The 16721-nt window shown below is 43.8% G+C and carries 18 protein-coding genes; 17 read left to right on the top strand and 1 reads right to left on the bottom strand.

Going from position 1 to position 16721, the window contains the following annotated elements; genetic code table 11:
- The first annotated feature begins 5 nt into the window (after positions 1 to 5).
- From atpA to IMZ31_RS17400, 17 genes are all read left to right on the top strand, one after another.
- Positions 6 to 1514, top strand: coding sequence for a F0F1 ATP synthase subunit alpha (gene atpA / locus IMZ31_RS17480; protein WP_207528528.1), 1509 nt, complete (start codon positions 6 to 8; stop codon positions 1512 to 1514).
- A gap of 84 nt (positions 1515 to 1598) precedes the next feature.
- Complete coding sequence (locus tag IMZ31_RS17475) at positions 1599 to 2459, top strand: F0F1 ATP synthase subunit gamma (RefSeq protein ID WP_207528527.1); 861 nt, start codon at positions 1599 to 1601, stop codon at positions 2457 to 2459.
- Between the two features lie 42 nt (positions 2460 to 2501).
- Entirely contained in the window at positions 2502 to 3917 is a 1416-nt protein-coding gene (atpD, locus tag IMZ31_RS17470) for a F0F1 ATP synthase subunit beta (protein WP_207528526.1), read from the top strand.
- 63 nt (positions 3918 to 3980) lie between these two features.
- A complete protein-coding gene (locus tag IMZ31_RS17465; protein WP_207528525.1) occupies positions 3981 to 4382 on the top strand; it encodes a F0F1 ATP synthase subunit epsilon in 402 nt (133 codons plus the stop codon).
- Between the two features lie 485 nt (positions 4383 to 4867).
- Positions 4868 to 5098 carry a DUF1146 family protein gene (locus tag IMZ31_RS17460; RefSeq protein ID WP_036779967.1) on the top strand — a complete coding sequence of 77 codons (231 nt, stop codon included), beginning with the start codon at positions 4868 to 4870 and terminating at the stop codon, positions 5096 to 5098.
- Positions 5099 to 5368: 270 nt separating this feature from the next.
- A complete protein-coding gene (locus tag IMZ31_RS17455; protein ID WP_207528524.1) occupies positions 5369 to 5956 on the top strand; it encodes a YwmB family TATA-box binding protein in 588 nt (195 codons plus the stop codon).
- 32 nt (positions 5957 to 5988) lie between these two features.
- Positions 5989 to 7305, top strand: coding sequence for a UDP-N-acetylglucosamine 1-carboxyvinyltransferase (gene murA / locus IMZ31_RS17450; protein WP_207528523.1), 1317 nt, complete (start codon positions 5989 to 5991; stop codon positions 7303 to 7305).
- Between the two features lie 315 nt (positions 7306 to 7620).
- Positions 7621 to 8646, top strand: coding sequence for a stage II sporulation protein D (gene spoIID / locus IMZ31_RS17445; protein ID WP_371825461.1), 1026 nt, complete (start codon positions 7621 to 7623; stop codon positions 8644 to 8646).
- 112 nt (positions 8647 to 8758) lie between these two features.
- A complete protein-coding gene (locus IMZ31_RS17440; RefSeq protein WP_207528522.1) occupies positions 8759 to 9691 on the top strand; it encodes a stage II sporulation protein SpoIIQ in 933 nt (310 codons plus the stop codon).
- Between the two features lie 289 nt (positions 9692 to 9980).
- Complete coding sequence (locus tag IMZ31_RS17435) at positions 9981 to 11009, top strand: AimR family lysis-lysogeny pheromone receptor (protein ID WP_207528521.1); 1029 nt, start codon at positions 9981 to 9983, stop codon at positions 11007 to 11009.
- Between the two features lie 408 nt (positions 11010 to 11417).
- A complete protein-coding gene (gene spoIIID / locus IMZ31_RS17430) occupies positions 11418 to 11699 on the top strand; it encodes a sporulation transcriptional regulator SpoIIID (protein ID WP_188650521.1) in 282 nt (93 codons plus the stop codon).
- 149 nt (positions 11700 to 11848) lie between these two features.
- Positions 11849 to 12850: a rod shape-determining protein gene (locus tag IMZ31_RS17425; RefSeq protein WP_207528520.1), complete on the top strand. Its 1002-nt coding sequence runs from the start codon at positions 11849 to 11851 to the stop codon at positions 12848 to 12850.
- 21 nt (positions 12851 to 12871) lie between these two features.
- Complete coding sequence (locus IMZ31_RS17420) at positions 12872 to 13702, top strand: flagellar hook-basal body protein (protein ID WP_207528519.1); 831 nt, start codon at positions 12872 to 12874, stop codon at positions 13700 to 13702.
- 14 nt (positions 13703 to 13716) lie between these two features.
- Entirely contained in the window at positions 13717 to 14544 is an 828-nt protein-coding gene (locus IMZ31_RS17415) for a flagellar hook-basal body protein (RefSeq protein ID WP_207528518.1), read from the top strand.
- 42 nt (positions 14545 to 14586) lie between these two features.
- Positions 14587 to 14919: a DNA-directed RNA polymerase subunit beta gene (locus IMZ31_RS17410; RefSeq protein WP_207528517.1), complete on the top strand. Its 333-nt coding sequence runs from the start codon at positions 14587 to 14589 to the stop codon at positions 14917 to 14919.
- 14 nt (positions 14920 to 14933) lie between these two features.
- On the top strand, positions 14934 to 15371 hold the full coding sequence (gene fabZ, locus IMZ31_RS17405; protein WP_207528516.1) for a 3-hydroxyacyl-ACP dehydratase FabZ: 438 nt from the start codon (positions 14934 to 14936) through the stop codon (positions 15369 to 15371).
- Between the two features lie 617 nt (positions 15372 to 15988).
- Positions 15989 to 16288, top strand: a complete 300-nt coding sequence (locus IMZ31_RS17400) for a hypothetical protein (protein ID WP_207528515.1) — start codon at positions 15989 to 15991, stop codon at positions 16286 to 16288.
- 170 nt (positions 16289 to 16458) lie between these two features.
- Here the strand turns inward: IMZ31_RS17400 and IMZ31_RS17395 are convergent, their stop codons facing one another.
- Positions 16459 to 16641, bottom strand: coding sequence for a hypothetical protein (locus tag IMZ31_RS17395; RefSeq protein ID WP_207528514.1), 183 nt, complete (start codon positions 16639 to 16641; stop codon positions 16459 to 16461).
- Between the last annotated feature and the right edge of the window lie 80 nt (positions 16642 to 16721).

Here is a 16721-nt window from a genome sequence, read left to right as displayed (position 1 = left end):
ATTGCATGAGCATCAAAGCTGAAGAGATCAGTGCGCTGATTAAGCAGCAAATTGAAAATTATGATTCTGAAATTGAAGTCAACGATGTAGGTACAGTCATCCAGGTTGGTGACGGTATTGCTCGTGCCCATGGCCTTGATAACGTCATGTCTGGTGAGCTCGTTGAATTCGCAAACGGCGTTATGGGTATGGCCCAGAACCTTGAGGAAAACAACGTCGGTATCGTTATTCTTGGTGAATTCACAGAAATTCGTGAAGGTGACGAAGTTCGTCGTACTGGACGTATCATGCAGGTACCAGTAGGGGAGGAACTACTAGGACGTGTTGTTAACCCACTTGGACAACCTGTAGACGGTAAAGGACCAGTTGAAACAAGCAAAACTCGTCCAATCGAATCTCCAGCACCAGGTGTTATGGACCGTAAATCCGTTGACGAACCACTTCAAACAGGTATCAAAGCGATTGACGCTCTTGTACCAATCGGTCGTGGTCAGCGTGAGTTAATTATCGGAGACCGTCAAACGGGTAAAACAACGGTTGCCGTTGACTCCATTATTAACCAAAAAGATCAGGATATGATCTGTATTTATGTAGCGATTGGTCAGAAGGAATCAACAGTACGTGGTACGGTTGAAACACTTCGCAAGCACGGAGCGCTAGATTACACAATTGTTGTAACAGCAAGTGCTTCACAACCAGCTCCACTTCTTTACCTTGCTCCATATGCGGGTGTATCTATGGGTGAAGAATTCATGTACAACGGTAAGAACGTTCTTGTTGTATATGATGACCTTTCTAAACAAGCGGCTGCATACCGTGAACTTTCCTTGCTACTTCGTCGTCCTCCAGGTCGTGAAGCATTCCCTGGTGACGTATTCTACCTTCACTCTCGTTTACTTGAGCGTGCAGCGAAGCTTAGTGACGCAAAAGGTGGCGGTTCATTAACAGCCCTTCCATTTATCGAAACACAAGCAGGCGATATCTCAGCTTATATCCCTACAAACGTAATTTCCATCACAGATGGACAGATCTTCTTGCAATCTGATTTGTTCTTCTCAGGTGTACGCCCAGCCATTAACGCTGGTCAGTCCGTATCCCGAGTTGGTGGTTCTGCCCAGATTAAAGCGATGAAGAAAGTTGCAGGAACCCTTCGTCTGGATCTTGCATCCTTCCGTGAGCTTGAAGCATTCGCCCAGTTTGGTTCTGACCTTGATAAAGCAACACAAGCCAAACTGAACCGTGGTGAGCGTACGGTAGAAGTACTGAAGCAGGGTCTTCATAAACCGCTTGTTGTTGAGAAGCAGGTTGCGATTATTTACGCACTTGTTAATGGTTATCTTGATGATATCCCAGTAGACAACATCCAGCGTTTTGAAGATGAACTTCAAACTTGGATCGGCAAGAACAATCCAGAACTTTATGAGCATATCCGCACAACAGGAAAACTTCCTGAAAAAGAAGACTTCAACAGCGCGATCGAAGGCTTTAAAAAGACATTCGTCGTATCTGAATAATATTTTAATCGGTCTTTAAAGTGGCCTATGAGGCTGCTTTAAAGATCAGATAAGCAACCTTTGAAGAAAGGGTGGTGAAACAGCGTGGCATCCCTTAGAGATATAAAGAATCGGATCAGTTCTACGAAGAAAACGAAGCAGATCACAAAAGCAATGGAGATGGTTTCAGCTTCTAAATTGAATCGGGCTGAGCAAAACGCAAGGTCGTTCAATCCTTATATGGATAAGATTCAAGAAGTTGTGGCTTCGATTGCAAATGGTGGTGGTGATGTGAGTCACCCGATGTTAAACACACGTCCTGTTAAGAAGACAGGTTACCTTGTGATTACATCAGACCGTGGTCTTGCAGGAGCTTACAACAGTAGCGTGCTTCGTAAGGTGTATCAAAAGGTTCAAGATACACATAGCTCAAAGGATGAATATACAGTCATTCCAATGGGACGTGTTGGTCGTGATTTCTTCACAAAACGCGATATGCCGATTGAGCGTGAGATTACAGGAGTTGCGGATCAGCCAGCGTTTGCTGACATTAAAGATGTTGCAAGCGAAGCAGTCCAGCTTTATACCGACGGTGTTATTGATGAACTGTATATTTACTACAACCATTATGTAAGTGCAATTACGCAGGAAGTACAAGAAACGAAATTACTTCCATTAACAGATATCTCAACAGAAGGTAAGAAGCTAAGCTCATATGAGTATGAGCCAGACCAGGATCAAATCTTGAAGTCACTTCTTCCTCAATACGCTGAAAGTTTAATCTTCGGAGCCTTGTTAGACGGTAAAGCCAGTGAACATGCTGCTCGTATGACAGCCATGAAAGCTGCAACAGATAATGCGGACGATCTTATCGGAGATCTTACATTATCCTACAACCGTGCACGTCAGGCATCCATAACCCAGGAGATCACCGAAATTGTCGGTGGAGCTGCAGCCTTAGAATAGGCGAGCCCTGGATGAACGTGAAAGTAAGTTAGGAGGGAAATCATGAGTAAAGGACGCATTACACAGGTAATGGGACCCGTTGTAGACGTTCAGTTCGAAGATGGCCATTTGCCTGAGATCTATAACGCCTTAACGGTCCATCACGAAGCAAAAGATGAATCCGAAAGTAGCGTAGACCTTACGCTAGAAGTAGCACTTCACCTTGGAGATAATGCGGTTCGTACAGTAGCGATGGCTTCTACAGAAGGTCTGACTCGTGGACTAGGAGTCGTTGATACAGGTGCGCCAATCTCCGTTCCAGTAGGTGACGTTACACTTGGACGTGTCTTTAACGTATTAGGTGACAAAATTGATTTAGACGAACCACTTCAAGAAGGTATTCGTCGTGACCCAATTCACCGCGCGGCACCAACATTTGATCAACTATCTACAGAAACTGAAATTCTTGAAACAGGAATTAAAGTTGTAGACTTACTAGCTCCTTACATCAAGGGTGGTAAGATCGGTCTATTCGGTGGTGCCGGTGTAGGTAAAACCGTATTAATTCAGGAGTTAATCAACAACATCGCTCAGGAGCACGGTGGTATTTCCGTATTCGCAGGTGTTGGAGAGCGTACTCGTGAAGGGAACGACCTTTACTACGAAATGACAGATTCAGGAGTTATCAAGAAGACAGCCATGGTATTCGGTCAGATGAACGAGCCACCAGGTGCACGTATGCGTGTTGCGCTTTCTGGTCTTACAATGGCGGAATACTTCCGTGATGAACAAGGTCAGGACGTACTATTCTTCATCGATAACATCTTCCGCTTTACACAAGGTGGTCTTGAGGTATCCGCCCTACTTGGTCGTATGCCATCAGCCGTAGGTTACCAGCCAACTCTAGCAACAGAGATGGGTCAACTTCAGGAGCGTATCACATCAACTGAAAAAGGTTCCGTAACCTCTATTCAGGCGATTTACGTACCTGCCGATGACTACACGGACCCGGCACCAGCCACAACGTTCGCACACTTAGATGCGACAACAAACCTTGAGCGTAAGCTTTCTGAGCAAGGTATCTACCCAGCCGTAGACCCACTTGCTTCGACATCTCGTGCCCTTGACCCAGCTGTTGTTGGTGAAGAGCACTATGAAGTAGCACGCCAAGTACAAAGTACATTACAGCGTTACAAAGAGCTTCAGGATATTATCGCGATCCTTGGTATGGACGAATTATCTGATGAAGATAAGATGACTGTATCCCGCGCGCGTCGTATTCAGTTCTTCTTGTCTCAGAACTTCCACGTTGCTGAGCAGTTCACAGGTCAGAAAGGTTCTTACGTGCCAGTTGCTGAGACTGTTACAGGATTCAAAGAAATCCTAGAAGGTAAGTATGATGACCTTCCAGAGGACGCATTCCGCCTAGTTGGACGCATTGAAGATGTAGTTGAAAAAGCAAAATCAATGGAACAATAATAAAAAAGCGGCATTCTGTTACCAACAAATGCCGCTTCATTCCAGCCCAAAGGGGGGGTAATCTTGAACACACTAACTGTGAGTGTTGTCACTCCTGATGGCCCGGTTTTAGAAGACTCATTTGAGATGGTAAGTTGTAAGGCGGAAAGTGGCGAGTTAGGGATTATGCCAGGGCACATACCACTAGTTGCACCATTAGCAATCAGTGCAGTACGCCTAAAAGGTAGCAAATCCACTGAGATGATTGCCGTAAGCGGAGGTTTTGTAGAGGTTCGTCCTGATAAGGTAACAATCCTTGCCCAATCAGCGGAAACTCCAACAGACATCGACGTAGACCGTGCTCGCAAAGCGAAAGAACGTGCTGAACGCCGTAAGAACTCCAAACAAGATGACGTCGATCTAGTCCGAGCCGAGTTAGCACTAAAACGTGCCCTCAACCGATTAGATCTATTAGAAAAGTCTTAAGCTGACAAGATGTTAGCTTAAGACTTTTTTTGTGCTCCCTGGTCCTTAACTATAAAAGTGGTAGGGCAGGCTTGGGGACAACTCGCTTTCCTGCGGGGAGCTGGGAAGCCTCCTCAATCGCTACGCGCTTTCCGGGGTCTCCCCTAGGCTCCTTATCCCGCGGGAGTCTCGCAGTCCCCAAGCCTGCCCTCGCGTAAATTAGGTGAACGGACCTCGTAGTATAGGTGCTCTGAAGCCCTTACCTCCAACCCATACACCAAAAAATGCATAAGTCCTTTAAAGTAAAAGCTCCCATAAACTTCAAAATCTTAACATAACACCCGATAGTAAAAAAAGGAATTAACTTTTCTTGAGCCTAATAGGTTTAGTGGGCTTCAGAAAGAGGAATGGTATACCTAGTCGCGCCCCTGGATTGACAATTTTCATTGCGAATGTCACAGTTTAAATGACAAAGCATTGAATGGTCTTGAAAGGTGTGACGACAGATGGATTTAGTAGGATATCAATCGCTTACGAACATGATTTCTCATATTGTTTTTATTTTGATTACTTGGCGTCTTTTACAAGCAATTAACTTAGATGGCATAATCAAGAAGGGAAGGATATTCGAAGCGCGAGTGCTTCTTATGTTTCTTACGATTACGATTGGAACAGCTGTAAGTAACTTCTTCTTAGATTACTTGCAATGGTCTCAGAATTTAAAGTTTTTATTATAAGAAGAACTGCCGCATTAGGCAGTTTTTCTCTCGAGAACTGTCGAAGGGTTTCAAGTATGTTTTCCCCCTCTCCTGTTGATACTGGGAATACGATTTTTTCCAAGGGGAGAGGTAGAAATGCTAAACAAAACGAAACCATTTTTTATTGTGATATTATTGGCAGTTACACTGAACTCATATGTTTCTCAAATAAGTGCTGGCGGGAGACCCCAGACGCCATTGCAACCACTCCATGATATATCCACATTCATTTCTGAAGAAGGGCTTTCTATGACACATTGGGAAATTGTCATGAAGGAACAAATTCAGGAGAAGAACCTTCCTACGCTTATGAAACAACTAAAAGAAACAGAACCTAATTTTACAATTTCAAAAGAAGACACGGAGACTGCAAAGAAAACAGTCGTAAAGAACCATCAAAAAACAATGGTTGAATCCGAACAGTTTATAGTGATTGTATCTAAAGAGGCAGCCCCATATGCGGAGATCATTTATAAAATGAGTGGCCATACATGGGACGAAGACACAGCTGAATTCGTAAAACGTCGACTAAATCAGACTAAAACGGCCTATTTTCAAGAAAATACCACAATTTTCACTTGTGTGAAAGCGGATAAAAATGATAAAATGAATGGTGTTTTACTGCTTGAAAAATTTAGTACAAGACTAGAAATCGAGAAATTACAAACAATAACAGAACCAGGTTTTATTTCAGTAACCGGATTTACAAATGAATGGAATCAGGCGCTTCCTTACTCGGACAATGGGGCGATGAATGTTCAGTATGCCCTTCGGCAAGGAATGGGCGCAAAGACAACCCTCATATTTGGAACGCCGATAATAACGAGTGAATATTAATATAGAGAAAATGGACGCGGAGGGGAATGACCTTGGAAAAAATCATCGTCCGCGGTGGCAGCAAGTTAACAGGCACTGTAAAAGTTGAAGGTGCAAAGAATGCTGTTCTGCCTGTCATCGCAGCAGGTTTAATCGCTAGTGAAGGAAAAAGCATCTTAAAAGACGTACCCGCTCTTGCTGATGTTCATACAATTAGTGAAGTTTTACGATATATGAATGCTGACGTAAACGTAGAAAACAACACTGTTACAATTGATGCATCAAGAGAGCTGACAACAGAAGCGCCGTTTGAGTATGTTCGCAAGATGAGAGCTTCTGTCCTTGTATTAGGCCCATTATTAGCACGCTATGGGCATGCAAAAGTAGCACTACCAGGAGGGTGTGCAATTGGTTCTCGACCAATTGATCAGCACCTAAAAGGGTTCGAAGCTATGGGAGCAAAAGTAAATGTCGGAAACGGCTTCATTGAAGCATATACCGAAGGTCGCCTACAAGGCGCTCGTATTTACTTTGATGTTCCTAGTGTTGGTGCAACGGAGAACGTTATGATGGCCGCTGCTTTAGCAGAAGGCAAAACCGTTCTTGAAAACTGCGCCAAAGAGCCAGAAATCGTTGACTTAGCTAACTACCTGAATAAGATGGGAGCTAAAGTTATCGGTGCAGGTACAGAAACGATCCGCATTACAGGTGTTGATAAGCTTGTAGGCGCGGAGCACAACATTATTCCTGACCGTATTGAAGCAGGAACATTTATGGTTGCTGCTGCGATTACGAAAGGTAACGTACTCGTAAAAGGTGCTGAACAAGAGCATCTAAGGTCCCTTGTGGCCAAAATGGAAGAAATGGGTGTCATTATCGAAGAGGAAGACGAAGGTCTGCGTGTTATTGGACCTGAGAAGCTAAAAGCCGTTGACCTTAAGACAATGCCGCATCCAGGCTTCCCAACAGATATGCAGTCACAAATGATGGCCCTTATGCTGCAAGCAGAAGGCACAAGTGTCATTACAGAAACTGTCTTTGAGAACCGTTTCATGCATGTGGAAGAATTTCGTCGCATGAACGCGAACCTGAAGATTGAAGGCCGTTCTGTTATTGTAGAAGGCCCTTCATCCTTGCAAGGTGCAGAAGTATCTGCTACAGATCTTCGCGCAGCCGCTGCTCTTATCGTAGCTGGTTTAGTAGCGGACGGTCACACACGCGTTACCGACTTGAAGCACTTAGACCGCGGCTATGTCGACTTTGAAGGCAAATTAGCAGCACTTGGTGCAGATGTTGAACGCATTGATGACGAAATTGATGAAGAAGAAGAGCATCCAGAAACTGACGTTAAATCATCATTATCTTCTTAATTAGATATCAAATCGCTAAGAGACTACCTCACTTGTTGAGGTAGTCTCTTTTTATTGTGATGAGTTCTATGCTCTGGTGGCTTTCTGGCGTGCCCGCATGCAATTCGGCAGTGATAATCCATAAACTTTCCGAGACCGCTCGTAATTCAGCCACCCCTCTCGAAAATCAATCCATGCCAACATCATTGCTTCACCTTATTCAACCTTAGCTCAATTCACCACATAAACTTGTAGCTTTTTTTATAGGTGTTGTTCTACTAAAGGCAAAATGTGTATAGATTAGATAGTAGAGTAACTAGAAAAGGGGGCTTCTTAATGAAGATGTGGAAGGGGCCGAGTTTTTTATTCATAAGTGCATTAATTCTTATGATCCTCGTACTCCCGACGTTAATTGTCGTACCATTTATCCAACATGAACCTATGGAAGTAGCCACAGACCAAACTGCGTCGACAGAAGTAGTAGACGAGTACAATTTGGAGGGTAACCCGGCCTTCGTCGTATCGGTCCTTCGCAATCAAGCCAATCAAGTTGAAGAGGTACCGCTCGAACTGTATGTTTCGCGAGTAGTAGCCTCTGAAATGCCAGCAGACTTTGAACTTGAAGCATTGAAGGCACAAGCCCTGGCGGCACGAACCTATATTGTACGTTACCTTGTGGAAGGTGAAGAGAAGCTACAGGGCGGAGCGGACGTCACAGACACCGTCCAGCATCAGGTTTATAAGAATGATGCAGAATTGCGCCAAGTATGGGGAGCAGACTACGACTGGAAGATGTCTAAGATTCGTCAAGCAGTAGGAGAAACGATGGGCGAGATCTTAACATTTGAAGGAGATCCAATTTTTGCTGCGTTCTTCTCAACTTCTAACGGGCAAACGGAAAACTCTGAAGATTACTGGCAAAATGAAATCCCTTATTTACGGAGTGTTGCAAGTCCGTGGGATGAAACATCACCGAAGTATCTAGATCAGAAGGTGTTCTCAGAAGCACAAATGGAGCAGCTGTTAGCCGTAACAATCGATTCTTCACAGCCTGTCTTAGCAAATGTTGAGAAAACAGAAAGTAATCGCATTTCAAAAGCAACGATTGGTGACAAAACCCTCACTGGCAGAGAGATCAGAGAATCCCTTGATCTTCAATCCTCTGATTTCACTGTTGAACATAAAGATGGTCACTTCGTCTTCACGACAAAAGGCTATGGCCATGGTGTAGGCATGAGCCAATTCGGAGCAAACGGTATGGCGCAAGAAGGCAAGTCATATAAAGAGATTGTAACCCACTTTTACAAAGGCGTAGCCATAGAAGAAGTGGATTCTTATTTGCCTAAAATGGCTTCCAAATAAAAAAAGCGTATAAGATTTTCAGTTTGTCGAAAAATAAGTTTAAAAAATTTTTTATAAAAAATGTATAGTTCTTCCTCTTTCTGATCAGAATGATTCCTGAGGTGATGATGAAATGAGAGAGGAAGAAAACAAAAACGTTTCAAAAAACAATTGGAAACGTGTTTTCCGCAAAAAATGGTTTTTCCCAAGTGTTTATCTAGTTGCTGCAGCTTTGATTTTGACAGGTGTACTTGTTTTCCAAAGTATGAACACAGATGTTGATAACGTACAACCTGAAGAAGGCCAACAAGAAGGTGGCATTGAGTACTCTTACGAGGATGACAATTCCGTACCAGTAATGGATCTGAAAGAGAACTTAAACATGCCAGTTCTAAACCAGGACCAAGCTGTCATCAAAACAAAGTTCTACGATCATGACAGCAGCAGCGAAGAGAAAGAACAGGCCATCATTCAATTCAACAACAAATTTTACCAAAGTAACGGAATTGACATTGCAAGAGAAGATGGCGAATCTTTTGATGTAGTCGCTTCTGCAACTGGAACTGTAACGGAAGTAAAAGAAGATGCACTATATGGCAAATACATCGAAATCACTCACGAAGATGACATTAAAACTCGTTACATGAGTCTTGGTGATGTGCTTGTAGAAGTAGGCGCCAAAGTTAATCAAGACGATGTTATCGGAACATCTGGACGTAGTCTAGCAGGACAGGCAAGTGGCCTACACGTACACTTTGAAGTACGTAACGGCGACCAAGCTCTTAACCCAGAAGATTACTTCTTCCAACCACTAAGCAAACTTAAAGATAGCGACCAAACGGACGCTGATGCTGAAGCGGACAAAGAAGAAGGTGCTGAGGTTGAAGGCGAAGGCCAAGAGCAAGGTGAGGACCTAGAGCAAGTCGAAGAGCCAGGTCAAACTGAAGACGGTTCTGAAGGTGAAGAGGATGGAGAATCCACTGACACTGACGAAGACAAACAACCTGAAACAGAACAACCAAACCAAGACGACGAAGAATCCTCAATCTCTATGACAAACGCATAAAGAACACAAAAAACCACCATTACATGGTGGTTTTTTTGCATTACCGCACTAAAGGGTGTCAGACACGCGCTGATGCAGTAGAAGACTAAAGGGTGTCAGACACGCTCTAGTGCAGCAGAGAGCTAAAGGCAGCCTGTTATATCAGCCAAAAGGGGTGGTTGAAATGGAGGTTTTGTCGATTTAGTACTTGTTTTGTAGAAAGGGTATTAATTAATCTGAAATTTTGGTAATTTTAGTTTGACCTTGTTTGAGTGTGTCGTAATCTGTACAGAATGGAGGGGGTATATCAGTGACTGCTAAAGTGATTATCAATGAATTGTCTTCACAAAATGTTTCCTTACATATGTTAAAGAATACGTTGTATAGGATTCATGGTAGAGATTCTGCACTACATATCCTTAAAGAAATTTGTTTGGAAAGGAAAACCCCTGAAACTCGCCAACATGGGATGGAATTTTTGTTCGTTAACGACTTGATTACTGAGCTAAAATGGTTAATCAACGAAAATAAGCATTCTACCGATATTATGGATCGATCATGGGGGCAGCTGTATGATGTTTACCTCAACTATAAACTACAGAAAATAAACGTTTCCCAAGCTTTTGAACATTTAAAGTCAGTTGTACTGGTTACAGGGGAACAGGAGTGTTATGTCGATTTAATTCAATCGATTCTTTATTTTGATTCTCATCGTTTTAGTATGTTTGCTGTATACATAGACCGCTTTAAAGACAAATTGAGTGAGTTAGAACCTTCTCTTTTGAAAGATTACCTGGATGTACGCCATAAATATCTGTTATTCCGTTATCACTGGAGGAATAACGAGTTAATCATCGCCCGTAAATATGCCTTTAAAATTCTACAAGAAGACCTTTCGCCGGAACGAATAGGGAAAATTCATTCATCCCTATCCCTTACCTACCTCTTTGAAGGGTATGACGCCGCATTTTATCACATTGCCGAAGCGCAAGCGGTTGCAGAAAAATATAATATTAGTGCACTCAAATTTGCATTAGAGAATAATAATATCCCATTCATAGCAGCAGAAAACGGAAGAGTTGAAGGGATCTCTACACTAGACTCCTCAGAAATAGCTCATCTGGCAATAGCTCGAGGTGAGAAGGATAAAGCTATTAGTATTTTAGAACGTATTCAAGACCCTTCTCCTTTTCAGCAGTATTACCTTGGACTTGCGAAAGAGGACAAGTCTATATTGTTAGATTCATATTTTAGATTTGTAAATGAACAGAGTCATTACTTCTTCGCAAGACTTCCTCTCAGAGCAATGAGTGATCTTGATATGGAAATTGTACAATAGTTCATCTACTAAACCGAACATCGGTGGTTTCGCCACCGATGTTCGGTTTCGTTTTGTCTTCAACACTTTAACAAACAGCAGGGTGCCAGACACGCGTTAGCACATTACCGCATGAAAGCGTGTCAGACACGCTTTTGTGCTTTAAAGGGGTGGTTTTGGGTGATTTGTGAAAGAAATGTGGCTAAAGTCCTTGTCCGTTGTGATGTTTTAAGCATAAAGGGTTTTTGTGAAACATATTCTGTTACAAACCGAGTTATAGAAAGGTTTGGGGTGAGAGTCTTTAGAGGTTTATCTTAACGGACATAGAAGAGCCTGCATCTTAGAAGCTGCATACTAAACATATACTTATAACCTAGTGCCTTGTCTCATTTCACACCTTTGACATCCAATCATCAGGAGGCGAGTGGTGTGCACGATTACATCAAAGAGCGAACAATCAAGATTGGGAAATATATCGTGGAGACGAAGAAAACCGTCCGTGTCATTGCTAAGGAATTTGGAGTGTCTAAGAGTACTGTACACAAAGATTTGACGGAGCGGTTGCCGGAGATTAATCCTGAATTAGCTAGTGAGGTTAAGGGGATTTTGGATTATCATAAAGCAATTCGTCACCTTCGTGGAGGGGAAGCGACGAAGAAGAAGTATAAAACGAAATCAAGTCAGGAAGAACCGGCAAATACGGCCGGATAAAAGTGTGGTCCTCCCAAAGTCCTATTTCTTTTGGTATGGAAACTTTTTTCTCTAATTTTGACTAAAAATGTGGAAATTTGTGATAAAATATATCATTAGAAGAAATCTGTTTTCGGAAGTATCAGAAGAGCAGGGAGGATCAATATCTCATGTTTGCAAGAGATATCGGAATAGACTTGGGTACGGCAAACGTACTCATACACGTAAAAGGTAAAGGTATCGTACTTAATGAACCATCCGTTGTAGCGATGGATCGCAATAGTGGAAGAGTGTTAGAAGTTGGGGATGAAGCCCGTCGTATGGTTGGGCGTACTCCTGGAAATATAGAAGCGATTCGCCCGTTGAAAGACGGGGTTATTGCTGATTTTGACGTAACAGAAGCAATGCTTAAGCACTTTATCAATAAGATTAATGTACGAGGATTCTTGTCTAAGCCTCGTATGCTCATTTGCTGTCCGACGAACATAACGAAAGTGGAGCAAAAAGCCATTAAAGAAGCGGCTGAAAAGAGTGGCGGAAAGCGTGTTCTTCTTGAAGAAGAGCCGAAAGTCGCTGCAATAGGGGCCGGCATGGACATCTTCCAACCAAGCGGTAATATGGTAGTAGATATCGGCGGTGGGACCACAGATATCGCAGTTCTATCTATGGGCGACATTGTCACCGCCTCATCTATTAAAATGGCCGGAGATAAATTTGATCATGAGATCCTTCAATACATCAAGCGAAACTACAAACTCCTCATTGGTGAGCGTACGGCAGAAGATATTAAAGTGAATATCGCAACGGTCTTCTCTGGATCCCGTAAAGAACAGATCGACATTCGTGGCCGTGATATGGTTTCTGGTCTGCCACGCACCATTACGGTGTACTCAGAAGAAATCGAAGGGGCGCTGAAAGAATCGGTTACAGTCATCGTTCAATCAGCTAAACAAGTGCTAGAACGTACTCCTCCTGAACTATCTGCGGATATTATCGACCGTGGTGTTATTCTAACAGGCGGTGGAGCTTTACTTCACGGACTGGACCAACTGCTAGCTGAAGAGCTTAAAGTTCCTGTTCTTGTGGCAGAAGAGCCAATGAACTGTGTAGCTAAAGGCACAGGCATTATGCTTGAGAACATCGATAAATTACCGAAAAACAGCATTGTCTAAACCTAAAGGAGGACAAGTCTCGTGTTAAGAGGATTCTATTCAGCAGCTTCAGGCATGATCGCTCTCAAGCGTCAGCAAGAAGCGCTCTCCAATAATCTAGCCAACTCGACAACACCTGGATATAAGGCCGATCAGTCAACGATGCGTGCTTTCCCAGAACTATTAATGCAAAAGATGGGCAGCAAAGAGATCCCTACGCAATCTGGTGGTCTCAATCTACCTATGAACCAGGATATCGGAAGTATGAACACTGGCGTTTACGTTCAAGAAGAGATTCCGAATTTTGCTCAGGGCGATATTAGAGAAACAGGAATCCTCTCCGACATGGCGCTTGTAAACGGGGACCTCCCTGATGAGACTGGGGCGCTATTCTTTACCGTTCAAGGTTCAGACGGTGAACAGCGCTACACTCGGAACGGGAATTTTACCGTGGATGGACAAGGCTTCCTGACTACTCAGTCGGGAAACTACGTGCTCGATTCTAACAGTAACAGAATCCAGACTGGCGGTATGGATTTCAATGTTACTGAAGATGGCGTGCTAGAAGCGGGTGGACAAGTTACACCACTCGGTATTACATATACGAGAGATATGAACCAAATGGTCAAAGATGGCGGCAACTTATTCCGGTTTGAAGGAGAAGAGGGTCAGGTTGTTCAAAATGCACGAACAACAAATGGCGTTACCTTCTCTATTCAACAAAACTTCCTGGAGCGGTCCAACGTGGATACCTCCGAAACGATGGTGGAGATGATGAATTCCTACCGTCTATTCGAAACGAATCAGAAAGTACTGAAAGCCTATGACCAAAGCATGGACAAGGCTGTGAATGAAATTGCGAGAGTTCGTTAGGGGGATCTCAAGATATGCTAAGATCGTCAATGCAAGCGGCTGTCACGATGGGACAACTTCAGCAGAAGCTTGATTTAATCGGAAATAACTTAGCCAATATGGAAACACCAGGGTACAAAACACGAAACTCCGAGTTTGCCTCCCTTCTCTATCAACAGATCGATAACATTGAAGATGAAGGTGAAAATCCGAATCGTTTAACACCAGATGGACTGCGCATGGGTTCAGGTGCTAAACTGGCACATACGGATATTGATCTGTCGCAAGGTTCCATTAAAGAAACAGACCGGGCGTTAGATATAGCTCTGCAAGATGAGAAGCATCTATTTCAAGTTCAAGTAACCGTTAACGGACAGACGGAGACCCGTTATACTCGTGACGGTTCATTCGCATTCTCTCCAGCAAACGACGGTGAAGTCATGCTTGTGACGTCAAATGGGAATCCTGTTCTTGGTGAAGATGGTCCCATTGTGATGGACGATACATTTGAAGACATGACGATACGAAAAGACGGTTCCATTGTCCTTACTCAAAACGGTGAGCAAAATGAAGCAGGACGTTTAGCGATTGTAAACGCAGAACGTCCCCGTTTATTAGAAGCTGCCGGTCAAAATGTGTTTCGGATTCCGCAAGAGGGAATAGAAGATATAACAGTAGATGAAATCGTCGCAGCAGTCGCTCCTGAAAACACGAATACAAGACAAGGAGCACTTGAAACATCCAACGTAGACATGTCCAAGCAAATGACAGATATGCTTACGATGCAACGCGCTTATCAGTTTAACAGTCGTTCCATCGCCATGGGCGACCAAATGATGGGACTTGTGAACCAGTTACGTTAAACGCGTAGTAGCGCCAAACGAATGGATAAGGAGTCTGTAGGTATGCCAGAAAAGAAGCAAACAGAGCCAACCAGTCGCGGTGAACGACGCGATCTACAAAAACAACAACAGAATCAAGAAAAGACGAAGAACCAAGCCTCGAAAGAGACCGACAAAGTAAAAAAGCAGGACAAAGAAAAGAAGTCTGAAAAACGCTATCGTCGTCGTATCTTCCCAATCTGGTTGCGAATTATTGTCGTTCTGGTCATTAGTGCAGCTGCTCTTGTTGGTGGCGCAATGATTGGATACGGTGTAATTGGAGATGGAACTCCAACAAACGTCTTGAAACTTGAAACGTGGGAACATATTATAGATATCGTAACGAAAACTGAATAGGAGGCTTCCTATCTATGCTAGATATCGAACAAATTAAAGACATCATCCCGCACCGTTACCCTTTTCTTCTAGTCGATCAGATTACTGAACTAGAAGAAGGCAAACGCGCTGTCGGGAAAAAGAACGTAACAGCGAATGAACCCTTCTTCCAAGGCCACTTCCCAAGCTATAACGTCATGCCAGGCGTTTTAGTTGTAGAAGCCCTTGCTCAAGTAGGCGCAGTGGCGATGCTAAAGAAAGAAGAAAACCAAGGCCGCCTTGCATTCTTCACAGGCATCGACAAATGTCGTTTCAAACGCCAAGTCCGCCCTGGAGACACGCTCGTACTAGAAGTGGAAATCATCCGCGCTAAAGCAAGCATCGGCAAAGGAAAAGCCACAGCCAAAACCATCGAAGGTGAAACGGTGTGTGAAGCTGAAATCATGTTCGCCCTAGGCGACAAAGAAGACTAACCCCAAAACGCCCCAGAGTGTAAACTCTGGGGCGTTTTGTTTTGAGGAGAATGTTTCCGTTAACGTTGATTGAGCGTAAGGTGGGCCGGGAAACCACTCGCTTTCCGCGGCGAGCTGGGAAGCCTCCTCAGTCGCTTTGCTCCCTCCGGGGTCTCCCCTGGGCTCCTCCTGCCGCAGGAGTCTCGCAGTTTCCCGGCCCACCTTTTCCATATTGGGAGGAACGGAAACATGCCCAGTGTGGTTGCATTGAACTCTGTGAAAACCTTGCTGGGTCCGTTCAACTTTCACACGGAAGGGCAGGCTTGGGGACTGCGAGACTCCCGCGGGGTAAGGAGCCTAGGGAAGACCCCACAGAGAGCGTTAGCGAACGAGGAGACTTCCCAGCTCCCCGCAGGAAAGCGAGTGGTCCCCAAGCCTGCCCAAGCACATATATCATAACGGACCATTCCAAGTTGTATCACCATCCAGTCTTCAGAATAAGGTAAAAAACAAAAACCCAATAAGTGTAAAAACCGATGTATACTTTTCCAAAATACGCTCATTCTAACAAATAGTACAACGGCCCTTCTGGCAGAGCTTCTGCTCAGGAGCGTCCACTATACTTAGGAGGAATGAACATGAAGAAGAGTTGGTTATTTAAACTAGGTGCTTCGGCGCTGGCACTTTCACTGATGGCGGCTTGTGGTGATACTGAAGAGGAAACGCCTGAAGAGGAACAGCAGCAACAAGAAGAACAACAGCAAGAGGAAGAGCAGATGGAAGAAGAGAAGAACAAAGATGAAATGGAAAATGATGAAGATATGAATGAAGAAGAGAACCAAAATGAAGAAGAAAACATGGAAAAAGAAGATGAAAACATGCAGCAAGGCGATAAAGAAGGCGAAACAAACAACACTGATGAAGATATGAACGAATAATAGAAGAAACCACTACCTTGAAGGTAGTGGTTTTTCCATCTCTGGCGCCCAGCAACTAGTAGACATCCCTCACCTCCGTTCGATCGGTCAACATCGATTCACTTTCGCTCTTCGTGTTTCCTTGATCTCTACTCAGGTTCAGTCCAGTCTATACGTTGCTAAACGGGCCCCTATGCTTTTGTGTCAATAACGGCGCCGAGGGTTGGGTGTTCGGGCTCGCGCAGCGATTCCTCCACCATTTTTACTTCCTCAGAGCCTTTTGTCTCCATACGAGTTAACGCTCGGTCCATCAATGAAAGATTGGCTTGGCGCTTCACTCCGTATGTACCAATGGCAGGACGCATCTCCCCCATGTCAGCAATCCCTCCCAATAAATGGTGTTTAAATTATATCAGATAAGAGTCTAAAACGACCGAAAAATGAATCTAAAATA

The sequence above is a fragment of the Pontibacillus sp. ALD_SL1 genome (assembly GCF_017355605.1).
This window is presented reverse-complemented; position numbering and strand designations above follow the sequence as displayed.

Bases quoted from the DNA above. Each gene is read 5' to 3' on its own strand.
- atpA (WP_207528528.1), top strand. From the start codon at position 6: ATGAGCATCAAAGCTGAAGAGATCAGTGCGCTGATTAAGCAGCAAATT.
- atpD (WP_207528526.1), top strand. From the start codon at position 2,502: ATGAGTAAAGGACGCATTACACAGGTAATGGGACCCGTTGTAGACGTT.
- IMZ31_RS17460 (WP_036779967.1), top strand. From the start codon at position 4,868: ATGGATTTAGTAGGATATCAATCGCTTACGAACATGATTTCTCATATT.
- IMZ31_RS17455 (WP_207528524.1), top strand. From the start codon at position 5,369: ATGACACATTGGGAAATTGTCATGAAGGAACAAATTCAGGAGAAGAAC.
- spoIID (WP_371825461.1), top strand. From the start codon at position 7,621: ATGAAGATGTGGAAGGGGCCGAGTTTTTTATTCATAAGTGCATTAATT.
- IMZ31_RS17440 (WP_207528522.1), top strand. From the start codon at position 8,759: ATGAGAGAGGAAGAAAACAAAAACGTTTCAAAAAACAATTGGAAACGT.
- IMZ31_RS17425 (WP_207528520.1), top strand. From the start codon at position 11,849: ATGTTTGCAAGAGATATCGGAATAGACTTGGGTACGGCAAACGTACTC.
- IMZ31_RS17415 (WP_207528518.1), top strand. From the start codon at position 13,717: ATGCTAAGATCGTCAATGCAAGCGGCTGTCACGATGGGACAACTTCAG.
- IMZ31_RS17410 (WP_207528517.1), top strand. From the start codon at position 14,587: ATGCCAGAAAAGAAGCAAACAGAGCCAACCAGTCGCGGTGAACGACGC.
- fabZ (WP_207528516.1), top strand. From the start codon at position 14,934: ATGCTAGATATCGAACAAATTAAAGACATCATCCCGCACCGTTACCCT.
- IMZ31_RS17400 (WP_207528515.1), top strand. From the start codon at position 15,989: ATGAAGAAGAGTTGGTTATTTAAACTAGGTGCTTCGGCGCTGGCACTT.
- IMZ31_RS17395 (WP_207528514.1), bottom strand. From the start codon at position 16,641: ATGGGGGAGATGCGTCCTGCCATTGGTACATACGGAGTGAAGCGCCAA.